Raw genomic sequence first — 14,960 nt, 5'->3', positions numbered from 1 at the left:
AGTTGGTCCAGTGTTCTTCTACAAACCTAAATCTCATTGCTTTAGGCCCGCAAAGAACTGGGTGGCCTTTTTTAGGATCTCCCTCTCCTCCTTAAAAAGCCGGTTCTCCCGTCGAAGCCGGTCATTCTCTTGAGCGAGGCTCATGTCCTCTTTCGACACCACATCGGTGTCTCTGTGCGCTGTGGTCCATTTGTTCAGCGTTGACATGCCGACCCCCAGATCGTCAGCTACTTCCCTGCGCGTTAGCCCGCTTGTCAGTGCAATACGCACCGCATCATGGCGCAATTCGTCCGTCCGTTTCAGTCCCATAGCCCGTCTCCTTTGCTGCAGTAAATGCTATCAAAGGAGCGGCAACAAAACCGCGACAGGTCCAGATTGGTTCGCAGTGTTCAGGTTCGGAGCTTGATCTCACCAGTGAAAACCTCATCTCATTGGTCAACACGTTTCACCTGTTTCTTGCCAGTTTGGCTGACACAGACTCTATCGACAGTGAACTTGCACCGCCAAGGCACCACCAAATTTCAGGCATGGTGTCTGACGCCAAACATGTGGCCATTACAATGCTGTACAGCATGAAATTGTTCGATCTTCCGTATTTGAGTAATTTGGGCTACGCGCCAGATGCTCAGGCTGGCAATAAGCAGGCTGGCCCTGCCGGACAGATCAGACCAGCCACTATATCGCGGCCAAGAGAGTTCCGCCTGCTTTTGTGACCGAACAGAGCATAGGAAGCCCGGCAGTCGCCCCCGCAACTCTATGTCCTCAGATCAATTTCGTGCGCCAAAAGACCCTCGCTTCAATCTTGATCAAAGCGAATGCGAGCTTCTGACTGGATCGACCGCTTATTGTTCGCTCGAATCGAGTTTCATCACGTCCCTAGTCTCTCAGGGCTAACAAAAGGTGGCATCGCGCCGAAGAAAGCATTCAAAGTAGCACTGGATGCAATACCTATGTGAGGACGCATTCACCCCACAGCAAATTGACCAACTGCCTCATGGGCGTCGATTGTCCACCATGGTAAGTCAGCTTGCAAAGGAGCGCTGACATGCAAAACAACCCCTTGCCGCTTTCCCGAGATCTGGTTTTGATTGGCGGAGGACATGCGCATGCTTTGGTCTTGCGGAAATGGGGGATGAACCCGCTGCCCGGCGCTCGGATAACCGTGATTAACCCTGAACCCACGGCACCATATTCGGGCATGCTACCGGGTTTTTTGGCCGGTCATTACCCACGCGACGCCTTGAATATTGATTTGGTGCGTCTGGCTCGTTTCGCTGGCGCGCGCGTCATATTGGGTGCCGTATCAGAAATAGATCCAAAGACTAAAACTATCATTGTGTCAGGAGATCCCCCTATCAATTATGATGTGGCATCCATCGACATCGGCATAACCAGCGCAATGCCCACCCTGCCCGGCTTTTCCCAACATGCCGTCCCTGCCAAACCATTGGATCAATTCTCTCGCGCATGGAGCGAATTCAAGACTCAATCCGGATGTGCCGATGTCGCAGTTATTGGCGGCGGCGTCGCGGGTGCCGAAATCGCAATGGCTTTTGCCTATGCCTTGCGACTGGCTGGACGTGACGCGAACGTCAGCCTCATCGATCGCCATTCGGTTCTGTCCACAATGCCCCCCAAAAGCAAAAAGACATTACTTGAAGCCTTGAAGGCCCAGTCCGTTCAAATTTATGAACACGCCCACATCACCAAGGTGACCGGTGACGGTGTTGTCCTGAGCGATGGACAGACCATTGCCGCACAGTTTGTTTGTGGGGCGGCAGGTGCAAAACCGCATGATTGGATTGCCTCCACGACGCTAGAACAGCAGCAAGGCTTTATAAATGTTGACGAGCACCTTTTGACCTCAGACCCAAATGTGTTTGCGGTTGGCGATTGCGCCCATATGGTCAAATCGCCTCGGCCCAAAGCTGGGGTTTTTGCGGTTAGGCAGGCCGACATCCTTTATGAAAATTTGCGTGTCCGGTTGAGTGAAAAGGGGAACCTGCAGGCTTACAGGCCTCAAAAGGATTATCTGAAACTGATATCACTTGGTGAAAAGTCAGCTTTAGGGGATCGTTTTGGCGTGTCATTCCAAGGGCCTGCCATATGGAAATGGAAAAACCGGATTGACCAAACGTTTATGGACAAGTTCCGGATTTTGCCAAAAATGTCGCAACCGAAACTGCCCGAGGAACGCGCCGCAGGAGCTGCCGAAGTATTGGGCGGAAAACCGTTATGTGGCGGTTGCGGTTCCAAGATTGGCCGAAATGCTTTGCAAGCTGCTTTGGCGCAGATCAACACCCCTGCGCGGCCAGATATTCAGTATCTAGCTGGCGACGATTCAGCCCTACTGATAACAGGCGGTGTCAATCAAGTGATAAGCACCGATCATCTGCGTGCCATGATCAACGATCCAGTTGCGATGACGCGGATCGCGGCAAATCATGCACTGGGCGATATTTGGGCCATGGGTGCCAGCCCGCAGGCCGCAACTGCAACGGTCATTTTACCGCGTATGTCGGCCATGCTTGCCGAAAGAACTCTGACCGAAATCATGCTCGCTGCGCAAACATTTTTCTCAAATGCCGGGGCCGCCATCGTCGGAGGCCACAGTTCACAAGGGGGCGAATTGACGATTGGCTTTACCGTCACCGGTTTATGCGAAAACAGACCGATTACTCTTTGCGCGGCCAAGCCCGGTGACACACTCATTTTAACAAAACCAATTGGCAGCGGCGTGATTATGGCCGCGGAAATGACCGGGGACGCACGCGGCGAATGGGTTGCGGGCGCGCTTGGGCATATGAGCGCTCCGCAAGGCCAAGCAGCTAAAATTTTGGCCGAAGCCAATGCAATGACAGATGTCACCGGATTTGGATTGGCGGGTCATCTGATGAACATCTGTCAAAAGTCAGCCGTCGGTGCCCGCCTTCGAGTGTCAGACGTCCCCTTGCTGCCCGGCTCTTTAGAGCTTTCGCAGACAGGCACGCGCTCAAGTTTGTTCCCTGAAAACCGACTCGTTTTGCCTGGTCTTGCATCAGACCCGCGGAGCGACCTTCTCTTTGACCCCCAAACCGCAGGCGGCTTGTTGACCGCCGTTTCAGGAAATCCGGCCGAACACATGGCACAGCTTAAATCAGCCGGGTTCGAGGCTGCAATCATCGGCGAGATCACGGCTGATGTCGGTCAGATATCCATAGAGTGAATGCGCTCGGAAATTTTTCCTGCCAACTCATTCAATGCTGGTTGCATCAGGTTAGCCGCATGAAAACTGTGCGCAATTTTGGGTGCCGCGCTGCGCATCGATTTTTCATATGCTGGATCATAGTGATCCTGCGCAAGTGACTGGCACAAGGCCAGCTTACTGTTTTCGGCAATCAAGTCAGCCCAGTGATCGACCAAAGTATGCCCGCGATGAACGCGCAGGGGCTGCAGGCTTTTCAGCAAACCTTCTGTGTCAGCAAGGATGTCCTCATAGGCCTGCGCCAAATAACGGGCCCGGGCCGGCAACGGTGCGGTTATCTCAAGCCATGGCGCTTTCTTCATCGCGTCCCACAAACTTGGCGGCAGGTTGAGAACACCGATTTTGCTGCTTTCTGCCTCAACCAAGATAGGCCGGGCGCGATCCATCGCATTTAGGGCAAGGGCCAAACGGCTCTCAAACGCCTTTTGGCTAGGCTGCCCCTCTTTCATGGCACCCAGCAACGACCCGCGATGTTGCGCCAATCCTTCAAGATCCAAAACCTGAACACCCTGTAGGCGGACCAAATGCAGCAATTCTGTTTTGGCAGTCCCTGTGTATCCTCCCAATTGCACTATTCGGAATGGCAATGGATCATCATACAAGGTTTGGGTGATCAGCCGCCGATACGTCCGGTACCCCCCCTCAACCACTTCCGCCCGCCAGCCGATCTCGCGTAACATCCAGGTGAACGACCCTGACCGCTGCCCCCCTCGCCAACAATAAACCATAGGACGCCACGCGCCTCCGTGGTGGCTCAATGCGTGTTCTATATGATTGGCAGCATTCCGAAAAACCAACGCAGCGCCCAGTTTGCGCGCCGTAAACGGGCTCTGCAGTTTGTAGATCGTCCCAACCTTGGCCCGTTCGGCGTTATTCAGGACCGGCAGGTTGATAGCGCCGGGAATATGGTCATCGGCAAACTCAGACGGGCTACGGACATCGATGACCGTGTCAAAACCGTGATCCAAGCACATTTTTAGTGATGAAAGAACGAGTGTCATGAGACATCATCTAACTGCCAAATTGGTGTTCCGAAAGGAAAAAGCTGAAGGATCGCCCTCAAGTTCATTTTTCTTCAAAAAGGCTCTAGACACCACCCCAAGCCTCGTTTAGACCGCCCCTCACCCGAAGGACAGTCCTTCACCCATGCCCGGGTAGCTCAGGGGTAGAGCAGTGGATTGAAAATCCTCGTGTCGGTGGTTCGATTCCGCCCCCGGGCACCATTTAAAACAACAAATACAATAGCTTAAATAATCTACTGTTTTGTCGTCTACTTGATTAGCGCAGTTTCACCCTAGCGCAGTCCTAGCACAGCCTTAGAATTACCTGTTAGCACAGTACGTTGTGAGCGCCGCGCCGTGCACCTAGCACAGTTCTAGCACAGTACGGTAGCAACGCTCCTTGCCGTGCTTATGGTGCTCCAAATGTGATTTTTCGTGGGTAAGCTGTTGGGATTGTTGGTGGAAATCTGTGGTTTTTGTGTTTTTTGTGGTTTGACTATTTACCCGGTGCTGAGGGCCCTTACGGCCTTAGATTACCAATCGGGCGCATCGTAAATCTTCGAACGTTTGATTTCCCCAAGAAACCCAGTCTCCCTCTGGATCTCGGTTTTGTCTTTCCGCCACCTTGACCGATCTCGGTTCGGGTCGGCCATGATTTGGGTAATCATCGTTTGGGGATCGACGTCGTACCAGAACAGCCCTCTTTCATCCAACGCCCCAAACAAAGCACAATACATTAGTCGAACCTCGCGTTCATGGGAAAACGCTCGGCGCTTCCTGAGAAGAGAGTGAAACAGGAGCTGCATGCTCACATCCGCATTCTTGTTCTTGTCGTAATAAGCCCTGATCTCGCTTGTTAGTTCGTATTTGACACGACCAACCCGGCAAAGGTCTGAAGCGTTGTCTGGTTTGGCTTGGCATAAGGCGCTGAGTAGGAGACGTGGAGTAGACCTGATGCGCAAGAAACGCTGATCTTGGTCGTTGGCGTAGATTCCCCACATCGCTTCGGCGTATTTTTCTTTGGTCCAACACTGTGCCACCATCTTTTCTCGGGTGGTGTTGTCGTATCTGACACCGTCGACCTCATGTCCGCACCTCATGAGGAAGTTCTCGAAGTTATCCTTCCAATTGGAGAACCGGCTCATTGCGTTCCGGCGGTCGCGAAATAGCGAAAACACGTGCTCCTGCTTCATGATTCTGTAGACTGGTTGATCCAGCTCACACTTGGCGTCGAAATTAATGAATTGATGTTCCTGCATTCTCTGTCTCAATCACTTAACCGCTAAATCTTTGTCGTTCTTCAAGAAAAGCTGAAAGTCCAAGCCTCCGTATCGAGCCACTTTCGATCTTCCAAATCAGGAAGATCTGCCCCACTATCAATCTGTTCCAGGATGCCTTTGATCATAGTTGGAATGCCGTAGCGAAACTTTGCAACATCGGACATCTCGATCAAACTATTTACGTTGAGCTTTGGATATCTATCTCGCAAATCGGATTGGCGCTCGAAAATCACTTTAACATCGCTTTGATCTATTCCGGAAGTCACCCATTCACCGCTGACCGCCCTTGGTGGGTGTAATCTAAGGTTGCTGGTTTGGTTGAGCTTTGGCTTGTCAGTCAACAATAGTTCGAGCACTGCTCGAATTATCGCGGCCCCATCCCAAACCTTAATCATCAATTCAGAAAACGATTGATGCGTCAGCAAAATGTTTATCGCTGTTAACACCCTTTTTTCTGCCCGGCGCTGTTTTCGCAAATCATCCCGTAGATCGGAAATTTTCTCCCTCGTTTCCAGATCAGCAGGAATAATCGCCTGGAATCTTTGGATTTCAGTGAGTAACGCTTCCGTTTCATACTGTTGAATGACTAACCGCCCTTCAGGAAAATCCTCAAGATCGTGTGCAAGCTCACGTATTGCAACAAGAAGCTCGCGATCATCCACCTGCAGTTTTCCGCATTTAGTTGTCCAAGTGCCAAGCAGGGGAGAAATCGGGGTCTTGGCGAACTGCCCATAGTGCTTGCTGGCTACGCTTTCATGGAATTTTAACTTCCTGACCAAATCTGACCAGCTAAGAACATGAACCTCAAAGAGGCCCAATTTTTGATTTTCCTCTGAAATAGACCGGGCATGCTTTTGCAATGTAGCGTCTGATTGAGCCGTTGAAACGAGTATGAATTCCTTGAGTTTTGGCTCGAAAGATTTTGCCTTCTCTACTTCTTCATCTAGTTCCTTCGTACTTACCGTTACAACAGGCCAGGTCGACTTTCTTTTACATTGGACCCCAATGGGCCACACCGCGCCATGGCGACCATAAATATCGACACCGTTTTGGCTCTGACCTAAGCGACCATGCCGCACCAATGATTTGTCGGACCATTCGAACTGAAAAATGTCCGCGCACAACTCTTCAAAGTGCTCCCAGCTCTTTGGGGGAGGTACGTCAAAATGTATCAGATTGCTCATATTTGTGCTTTTCCAGTATCGCCGGTCAGCATACGCGGGTGGAAATACAGTGCAATGTGCTTGCAAGAAAAACATCAAACCTAGCTCAGATGCTGCGCCAATACCCTGCAATCGGGATCTGACCTATTGGCGAATACGGTCTTCGGTCGCTATCTCAATGAAGTCGCCACAACTGCGCAGGACCCCACGGTAAGAGGTCCACTTGGTGTCACCAACGGTTCAACAGATTGCCCAGCAGAACGATGCGTTTCGGCGGGGTGACTCAACCGTGTAAGAAAGTGGAGTGACCACCGCTGGCATCAAGGAGTTGTTGAAACGACAGGTTCTTTCAGGTGTTCTAAACGCTTTGCCTGCGAGGCTTTAACTGTAGCGGTAATCCCCCCATTTTTAGTGGGGATGGATTCAGCCGGTCATCGCAACACACAGTGTAGATCTTTACATTTGAAGGACTGTGTTGATGCGGAAACATTTACCGATGGATGAACAGAAGAAGTCAGTGATTTGGCAGGAGTGGGAACGCGGGACACCGATGGCGAGTATTGCGCGCGTTATCGAGAAGCCACCGGCGACGGTTTTCTCATATTTGCAATATCATGGAGGTATTCGACCTCGGTTTAGGCAAAGACGCGCCCAAGCTCTGAGATTAGAAGAGCGCGAAGAGATCTTGCGTGGAATAGCGCATGGTCATAGCATTCGGTTTATTGCTGGAATCTTATGCCGCAGCCCTTCAACGGTAAGTCGTGAGATCAACAAAAACGGCGGTAGGAGGCGATATCGTGCTACCGTCGCCGACAAATCAGCTTGGCAACGCGGAAGGCGACCAAAGCCATTTTTGCTCGGTCAGAACCCGATGCTGAAAGATCTTGTTGATGCCAGGCTTTGCGATGACTGGTCACCTGAACAAATCTCTGGATGGCTCAGGCTCACGTACCCTGACGACGAAGGAATGCGCGTGTCGCACGAGACAATCTACAAAAGCCTGTTTGTGCAAACACGAGGCCTGTTGCGCAAAGAACTTCGTAACCATCTTAGAAGCAAACGCAAATTTCGACATGCCAAAGGTCACAAGCCAGGGTCAGGAAGCCAAATCGTCGATGGAATACCCATTCGCGAAAGGCCCGCGAGCGTAGAAGATCGTGCTGTCCCAGGACACTGGGAAGGAGACCTCATTTGCGGTTCAAAAAACAGCTATATCGCCACAATTGTGGAGCGTCAGACCCGATTTACGATCCTCGTAAAGCTAAGTGGAAAGAAGACAGACCACGTCGTTCCTGCGTTGGCCCGCCAAATGAGCAACCTACCCGATCACCTCAAACAAAGCCTGACCTGGGACAGGGGTACTGAGTTAGCTGCACATCAAAAATTTACTGTAGCAACGGACATCGATGTCTATTTTTGCGATCCAAGCAGCCCATGGCAACGCGGTACGAATGAAAATACCAACGGTCTCCTACGACAATACTTCCCAAAGGGTTCCTGTCTTGCGGGTTACTCTCAGAAAGACTTGGATGACGTCGCACGGCATTTGAATGGACGCCCACGAAAAACCTTGGGCTTCCAGTCACCATCTAATAGATTAGAGCAAGTGTTGCGATGACCGGCTGAATCCATCACCACTAATTTTAGGGGGGATTACCGAACTATCGGCGCTGACGTCAGACACTTTCGGTTCTTCCTGCCTGACGCGGAACACTAGTTTGACGTCCCGCGCAATGTTCGAGTTAGGATTGGACTCGCCGTGAGTTGCGCGAATGACGGTGGCAAATTTTCTAGAGGGAATATTGTCGAGAAATAGAGGTCCTCAACTATCGGATATTTCTCCGCAGCGCTTTCTTTTGGAACATCCAGCACAATCGGACCTCCTAGTTTTGCCTGCGATTGCCTGTGCAGGTTAAGGCTTACCGATTGTATCGTTCCTGCGCAGTGCCGTCAGCGCCTCTGCGTGCAGCGGGGCGCTGGCGGCCGCGATGATTTTCCCCTCGGACTTCAATGTTAACGGCCGACCCTCCCAGTCTGTGATAACGCCGCCGGCGCCTTCGATCACCGGGACGAGGGCCATGTAGTCATAGGGTTGCAGGCTCATCTCTAACAGCAGATCAACATGACCTGAAGCAAGCAGGCCATAGCCATAGCAATCGCCGCCAAAACGCCTCAGAGCAGCCCGTTTCGACAGGGTCTCAAACTGTGCCAATCCCGCAGCGTCAAAGCTGTCCGGACTGGTGGTATACAGGATCGCATCGGCAAGCTGCGTCTTCGCGCTGGTCTGACAGGGGGTGCCGTTCAGTAAGGTTGGCTTGCCACGCTGACCGACCCAGCGTTCTGCAGTAGGTGGGATCGAAATCACTCCCAGGTCGGGCCTGCCCTCGGTAAGGCAAGCGATCAGCGTGCCAAAGGTTGGCATGCCAGACAGGAAGCTTTTGGTGCCGTCTATTGGATCAATGACCCACAGACTGGAGGCCTCCAGCCGCGTGGCTTCCTGTTCCTCGCCAAGGATCCCATGCGATGGGAAAGCCTCGGTGATCTGGCGCCGCATTTCTTCTTCGATCGCCCGGTCTGCCTGCGTGACCGGCGAATCGTCCGCTTTGGCCTCAATATCCAGCGGCTTGCGGAAAAAGGTCATGGCCATGACGTCAGTCGCGTCAGCTAGGCTGTTCGCAAACTGGGTAAGCCGGTCCATTTCAGGAAGGGTTGTGAGCATCTGCATAGAATTTCCTCAAATGCGGGTTCTGGCAGGCCGTGATCGCCCGCTTCGAGAATTAATCGTAGACAAATGCCACAAAAACGCAAGACTACACAAATAACCCCAGACTCGCAACAAGAGCGGGGCAATCAGAACGGGTCTATTCAAGGGCCCGCAGCCTTCCGGATATAGGTCCGGGCCAACAGATATGGACCAACAAGGAGATCACTATGAAAACCTGGATTCAGACCACCGCGCTGTCGATGGCCACCCTCGGCTTTGCCGCGCCTAGCCTTGCCGATGACCTGACTGTCTACACCGCATTGGAAGAAGAAGAGATTGCGGCCTATGTCGAGGCTGCCCAAGCCGCCATGCCAGACACCGAGATCAACGTCTTGCGCCTGTCAACTGGCAAGCTCGGAGCGCGGCTGCTGGCCGAGGCCGGGAATCCACAGGCCGACGTGATTTGGGGCTGGGCTGTCAGCGCCATGATGGACCCACAGATCCTTGACATGCTGGAGCCCTATGCCGCCGAGGGTGTTGGCGTGCTGCCTGACACATTCCGGGACGAAAGCGGCAAGTGGTTCGCGCCAATCGGGTACATGGGGGCCTTCTGCGTGAACACAGCAAGGCTTGAGGAAAAGGGCCTGCCAATGCCGACAAGCTGGTCGGACCTTGAAAATCCTGCTTTCAAAGGCGAAGTGGTGATGCCTGACCCGAACTCTTCGGGCACTGGTTATCTTCATGTGAACGCGGTTCTGCAAGGCATGGGCGAAGACGCCGGCTGGGCCAAGCTCGAAGCTGTTGATCCCAACATGGCGCAGTATACATCTTCCGGATCCAAGCCGTGCAAAGCAGCCCGCGTCGGCGAATATACCGTCGGAATCTCGCTGGCCTTCACCGCGATGCAATCAATTGAGGAAGGCTATCCTCTGGCGATGGTCTTTCCTGAAGGTGGAGTTGGCTATGAGCTTGAGGCCTCGGGCCTGATGGCAAGCTCGGATAACAAAGAGGCCGCTCAGGCTTTCCTTGATTGGACCATGTCAGACGAAGCTATCGGGTTGTACCAGACCTATAAGGCCCTGATCACCGTACCAGGTGTTGACGTTTCCAAAGCCGCAGAGGCCGCTGGCCTACCTTCTGACATCTCCACAATCCTGGCGGATGTGGACTTTGTGAAGGCTTCGACCCAGCAGACCGCGGTGAAAGCACTGTGGAAAGAAAAGTTCGGCCGCTGAGCCAAACAGCGGGGCGGCCAAGGTCGTCCCGTTACTTTTAAGTTTGGTCGTGGACCACCCTCAGGCCAAGGAAAGCACATCTCCAATGTATCTGACCGTCCGTGATGCCACCAAAACCTACGGCACTTTTACTGCGCTCGATCGCGTATCCATCGAGATCGAGAAGGGCGAATTTGTCTGCCTGCTTGGCCCGTCTGGATGCGGCAAGACCACCCTGCTGCGGCTGATCGCGGGGCTGACCGACCTGGATGGCGGAGAAATCACGCTAGAGGGGGCAACCCTGTCCGACCTGCCCGCCCGCAAACGCGACTTTGGCATTGTTTTCCAATCCTATTCCCTATTCCCAAACATGAGTGTGGCCGAGAATATCGGGTACGGGTTGAAAATTCGCGGTATTTCCGCAAAGGAAATCGCGGCACGTGTGACCGAGCTTTTGGAACTCGTGAAGCTACCGAAAATGGCCGACAAACTGCCAGGCCAACTGTCCGGCGGCCAGCAGCAGCGGATTGCATTGGCGCGGGCGATTGCTGTTGATCCACGGGTCTTGCTGTTGGACGAACCGCTATCGGCCTTGGACGCCAAAGTCCGTGCGACATTGCGCGACGAAATCAGGCAGGTGCAGCGCTCGCTGGAGATTCCTACGCTCATGGTGACCCATGACCAAGAAGAGGCTCTGGCGCTTGCCGACAAGATTATCTGTATGAACCACGGTATCGTGGTGCAGGCCGGCACGCCCGAAGATCTGTACCACCGACCTGCAACGCGTTTTGTGGCGGAGTTCATGGGAAGCAGCAACCTTCTGGCAACCGAAGAGGTGGCGCGGCACTTTCCGGACCTTCTGGCGACCTATCCAGCTGATAAAAAGGCCTATATCGCCTGTATTCGCCCCGAGCAGATCGCGATAAAGCCAGCTGAAAATGGCGTGGCCACCGTGCAAAGCATCAGTTTTCTGGGCAATCTGCAACGGCTTGAGCTGGACTGCCCGGCCGGACCGCTGCTGGTTGAAACCCACGGCAGGTCTCCATGCCGCACGGGGGACAGCGTTGAGCTGAGCATCAGCACAGAGGCCTGTACCTGGGTCCTTGATGACGCGGAACAGCCCGAGACCACCCCGGCATGAGCAGCATTGGCCAGACTACCCGCCCCCCATTGCAGCGCTCCCCCTTGCGCCGCTCCCTTGACGCGGACCGGCTCTTGACGCTGGCCTGTGTTGGCTTGCCACTGATCGGGCTGATCCTGTTCTTTGCCTACCCGATGGTGATTGTCTTCCTGCGCTCTATCACCGTAGGAGACAGCTACGGAATCGGCAATTATACCGAGGTACTCGGCTCTGCCGGCTTTTGGCGGGCGACGCGGCATTCGCTGACGATGGGCGGCGCCACCACGGTTCTCAGCGTTTTCCTTGGTTTCATCATAGCACAGGGCCTCTATCGTTGCGCCTTCAGGGGAAAATGGCTGGTCCGCGGTATCATCGTACTGCCGCTGCTGGCGCCCTCACTGGTGCAGGCGCTTGGACTTATCTTTTTGTTGGGGCGCAATGGCGTCATCAGCCGGGCGCTTGGGGTAGAGATTGAGATATATGGCTTCTGGGGGCTGCTGATCGCCAACACGCTCTATGCGCTACCGCAGGCGGTGATGATCATCGGCGCCGCTTTGGTTCTGCTGGACGCGCGCACCTATGAGGCCGCCGAGGTCATGGGTGCGTCTCCCTGGCGGCAGTTCCGCGATCTGACCCTTCCTGCCGCGCGGTTTGGTATCCTGAATGCCGCCTTCGTCTGCTTCACCATAACCATCACCGATTTTGGCAATGCAGCCGTGATCGGTGGTGACTATTCTGTACTGGCAACGGAAATCTACAGTCAGGTTGTTGGCCAGAGAAACTTCAACATGGGAGCCGTGGTCGGTATCATGCTGCTGCTACCCACGGTGATTTCCTACAGCATCGAACGGCAGGCAATGAAGCGACAGCAGGCAGGACAGTCCACGGGACAGGTTGCCTACCAGCCCAGCTTTGCGCCGCTGCGCGATATTACTATGGCGGCGGTCTCGCTGGTGATCTGCGCTGGCATTGTCGCTGTGATCGGGATCGTGGTCTATGCCAGCTTTGTGACGCTTTGGCCCTACAACATGTCGCTCTCGCTCAAACACTACAACATCACTCTTGCAGGCGGGTACTCGTCTCTTTGGATGACAATCGTTGTGTCCCTGGCGGCAGCGGTCGGCGGGACCGTTGCGGTGTTCTTACTGGGTCTGGGGCTGCGCCGTTTGCCGCAAGCCATCGCCCAGCCGATCCAGATTCTCGCGGCGATGCCTGCCGCCGTGCCGGGCATGGTGCTTGGACTGGCCTATATCCTGACCTTCAATTCCACGGCGACACCGCTCTATCTACTGTATGGGACCGCAGCGCTGATAGCCATTGTCAACTTCTACCACTACCACACACAGGGGTTCCTGACCGTGATGACGGGCTTTCGCCAACTGCCTCCAGCACTTGAGGAAGCCGCCGGGAGCTTGGGTGCCGGGCTTGGCCGCACGGCGCGGGACATCGTTGCGCCTTTCATTGCACCGATGCTCGTTTCCGTCTTTTTCTTCCTCTTCATGCGCTCCATGGTGACCCTCTCGGCCGTGGTCTTCCTGACTACACCGAAACTGAGTGTCGCCGCCGTGACGATCATGCGGCTGGATGATGCCGGGCTAACGTCTCAGGCGGCGGCCTTCTCCACTTGCGTGATGGCAGTGGTCTGTGTAGCGGTCCTGTCCATGAAGGTAACGATTGCGCTGATGGGGCGTCGCAGCAAAGGGGCGGTCTGATGTGGGCAAAGGAGCGTCACCAGCGTATCTTGTCGATGCTCGCCGCCAATCAGCAGGTCAGCGCCAATGATCTGGCTGAGATGCTTGGCGTCTCGCGAGAAACCGTGCGCCGAGATTTGCTCGACCTCGAAGAGATCGGCAAGGTGGCGCGGGTACACGGCGGTGCCGTCCTGCCTGAAACCCGCACAGAGGACCCTTTTCGCCAGCGAATGACAACTCAGATCCGGGCAAAGACCGAGATCGCAAAGAAAGCCGTCGGCCTGATCCAGCCAGGTCAGACAATCATGGTAGATGCCGGATCGACCACCGCGGTCTTTGCCCGAGAGCTCGTCAAGGTCCCTGGTGTTTCAGTCATCACCAATTCGCTGGACATCGCCACAACGCTGCAAGCCGGTGGTATTGAAGTCATCCTGCTGGGCGGGCGGATCGCAGCAGATGTGCCAGCAACAGTGGGAGAACTGACCCTGTCGGAGATCCGCCGCTTTGAGGTCGAACTCTGCTTTTCGGCGCCTGTCGCATTGCATCCGGAAAAGGGGTCATATTTTTATGACCTGCAAGAGGCCGAAGTCTCGATCGCAATGGCCGCGCAGGCTGTGCGAACGGTTGTTCTGGCCGATCACGCCAAACTGGGCACTACCAACCGAGTTCGTGCCTGGGACCTGGAAGAGATCAAAACGCTGGTCACCAATCGTGCTGCCCCCAGAGCCCTACTCGACCAGTTTCAAATGGCCAACATCGAAGTCATCTAACCTTTTAGTATGGCAGCCACCATAGCTTGTGCTTGCGAGGATGGTGCGGGTCTTTGGCGGTCGAATGCAAACGTGGTGTCGCAGGGTGGCGACGGGCTGATCGCGAAGCCAGCGTAATCAGTACTGTGGATTACATTGAGCGCATCATGCATGGGGTGGTTAGGAATCTTTAGGCCAAATCAATGTCTGAAAAGTCCCACTTCTGTGCGGCCTACTACGATTGCCCACGTCTCTTCAGATCGACATAAGATGAGGCGGCGAGATGCCCCGTTAGCAACAACCGCTTTGGGCTTATTCTGTTGAAAAACTCTGCCACAGTAAAATCGCCTCCAAAATTTGGAACGCTGTTCTCGCGATAGCCCCCTTGGCAAACGTTGTTTGAAAATATGTATGTTAGCGGGACTATTTTCCGGCAATCCAGTTCCTTCAGGCGAAGCGGTGAGTTTTTCAACAGAATGGGCTGACACCGGTCACTGGGCAGCGGCGATCACGCGTGATTTCGATGCAGACGGGCTGCCGCGCTGCCGCAAGGCGGCTTTGATGAAGGTTTTTCGATGCGGGCCACTGCGCGAGGTTTCGGCGCGGGACTGACCTTGGCCCGCGTTGACAAACCTCTCAAGGAGGAAGCCGTGGGATGCTGAGTGTGACCTATGGGGAAAGTGCGAGGCTGCTGTAGGTTGTTTTGAGCCTTGGCGTATTTATCGATGGCATTCGAAGCGTTTCATAGGCCTTGGGTGGCATGATCTTGGCTTTGATAACGATGAACATTGGCG

Annotated in this window: 11 protein-coding genes, 1 tRNA gene and 1 pseudogene; 8 read left to right on the top strand and 5 right to left on the bottom strand. The window is 54.2% G+C overall.

The window, feature by feature from the left end; genetic code table 11:
* A pseudogene (locus C8N36_RS22185) lies at positions 1 to 309 on the bottom strand (transposase); the annotation flags it as partial.
* Positions 310 to 1,045: 736 nt separating this feature from the next.
* On the opposite strand from C8N36_RS22185, the gene selD reads away from it, so the two are divergent.
* Positions 1,046 to 3,205 carry a selenide, water dikinase SelD gene (selD, locus tag C8N36_RS22175; protein ID WP_097806895.1) on the top strand — a complete coding sequence of 720 codons (2,160 nt, stop codon included), beginning with the start codon at positions 1,046 to 1,048 and terminating at the stop codon, positions 3,203 to 3,205.
* Here the strand turns inward: selD and mnmH are convergent.
* Positions 3,187 to 4,245: a tRNA 2-selenouridine(34) synthase MnmH gene (gene mnmH / locus C8N36_RS22170; RefSeq protein WP_097806894.1), complete on the bottom strand. Its 1,059-nt coding sequence runs from the start codon at positions 4,243 to 4,245 to the stop codon at positions 3,187 to 3,189. The two genes, selD and mnmH, sit on opposite strands and share 19 nt — an antisense overlap.
* Positions 4,246 to 4,392: 147 nt before the next feature.
* Here mnmH and C8N36_RS22165 point away from each other — a divergent pair.
* A tRNA-Phe gene (locus C8N36_RS22165) sits at positions 4,393 to 4,467 on the top strand.
* Positions 4,468 to 4,778: 311 nt separating this feature from the next.
* Here C8N36_RS22165 and C8N36_RS22160 read toward each other — a convergent pair.
* Complete coding sequence (locus tag C8N36_RS22160) at positions 4,779 to 5,504, bottom strand: hypothetical protein (protein WP_097806893.1); 726 nt, start codon at positions 5,502 to 5,504, stop codon at positions 4,779 to 4,781.
* A gap of 41 nt (positions 5,505 to 5,545) precedes the next feature.
* On the bottom strand, positions 5,546 to 6,709 hold the full coding sequence (locus C8N36_RS22155; RefSeq protein ID WP_170125958.1) for a restriction endonuclease: 1,164 nt from the start codon (positions 6,707 to 6,709) through the stop codon (positions 5,546 to 5,548).
* A 451-nt stretch (positions 6,710 to 7,160) separates the two neighbouring features.
* Here C8N36_RS22155 and C8N36_RS22150 point away from each other — a divergent pair, with 451 nt between their 5' ends.
* A complete protein-coding gene (locus C8N36_RS22150; protein WP_370739172.1) occupies positions 7,161 to 8,306 on the top strand; it encodes an IS30 family transposase in 1,146 nt (381 codons plus the stop codon).
* A gap of 294 nt (positions 8,307 to 8,600) precedes the next feature.
* Here C8N36_RS22150 and hisN read toward each other — a convergent pair whose 3' ends face one another.
* On the bottom strand, positions 8,601 to 9,413 hold the full coding sequence (hisN, locus tag C8N36_RS22145) for a histidinol-phosphatase (protein ID WP_211318274.1): 813 nt from the start codon (positions 9,411 to 9,413) through the stop codon (positions 8,601 to 8,603).
* A gap of 206 nt (positions 9,414 to 9,619) precedes the next feature.
* Between hisN and C8N36_RS22140 the strand changes: the two genes are divergently transcribed.
* From C8N36_RS22140 to C8N36_RS22120, 5 genes are all read left to right on the top strand, one after another.
* Positions 9,620 to 10,627: an ABC transporter substrate-binding protein gene (locus C8N36_RS22140; protein ID WP_097806890.1), complete on the top strand. Its 1,008-nt coding sequence runs from the start codon at positions 9,620 to 9,622 to the stop codon at positions 10,625 to 10,627.
* Positions 10,628 to 10,712: 85 nt separating this feature from the next.
* On the top strand, positions 10,713 to 11,747 hold the full coding sequence (locus tag C8N36_RS22135; protein WP_097806889.1) for an ABC transporter ATP-binding protein: 1,035 nt from the start codon (positions 10,713 to 10,715) through the stop codon (positions 11,745 to 11,747).
* Between the two features lie 74 nt (positions 11,748 to 11,821).
* The gene (locus tag C8N36_RS22130; RefSeq protein ID WP_245911029.1) at positions 11,822 to 13,438 is read left to right on the top strand and encodes an ABC transporter permease subunit; all 1,617 of its coding nucleotides are present in this window, start codon (positions 11,822 to 11,824) and stop codon (positions 13,436 to 13,438) included.
* Positions 13,438 to 14,187, top strand: coding sequence for a DeoR/GlpR family DNA-binding transcription regulator (locus C8N36_RS22125; RefSeq protein ID WP_097806887.1), 750 nt, complete (start codon positions 13,438 to 13,440; stop codon positions 14,185 to 14,187). Before C8N36_RS22130 ends, C8N36_RS22125 begins: the two co-directional genes overlap by 1 nt.
* A gap of 438 nt (positions 14,188 to 14,625) precedes the next feature.
* Positions 14,626 to 14,778: a hypothetical protein gene (locus tag C8N36_RS22120; protein ID WP_170125957.1), complete on the top strand. Its 153-nt coding sequence runs from the start codon at positions 14,626 to 14,628 to the stop codon at positions 14,776 to 14,778.
* Positions 14,779 to 14,960 lie beyond the last annotated feature (182 nt).

The organism is Pelagimonas varians (genome assembly GCF_003208435.1).
Taxonomy (GTDB): Bacteria; Pseudomonadota; Alphaproteobacteria; order Rhodobacterales; family Rhodobacteraceae; genus Pelagimonas; species Pelagimonas varians.
This window is presented reverse-complemented; position numbering and strand designations above follow the sequence as displayed.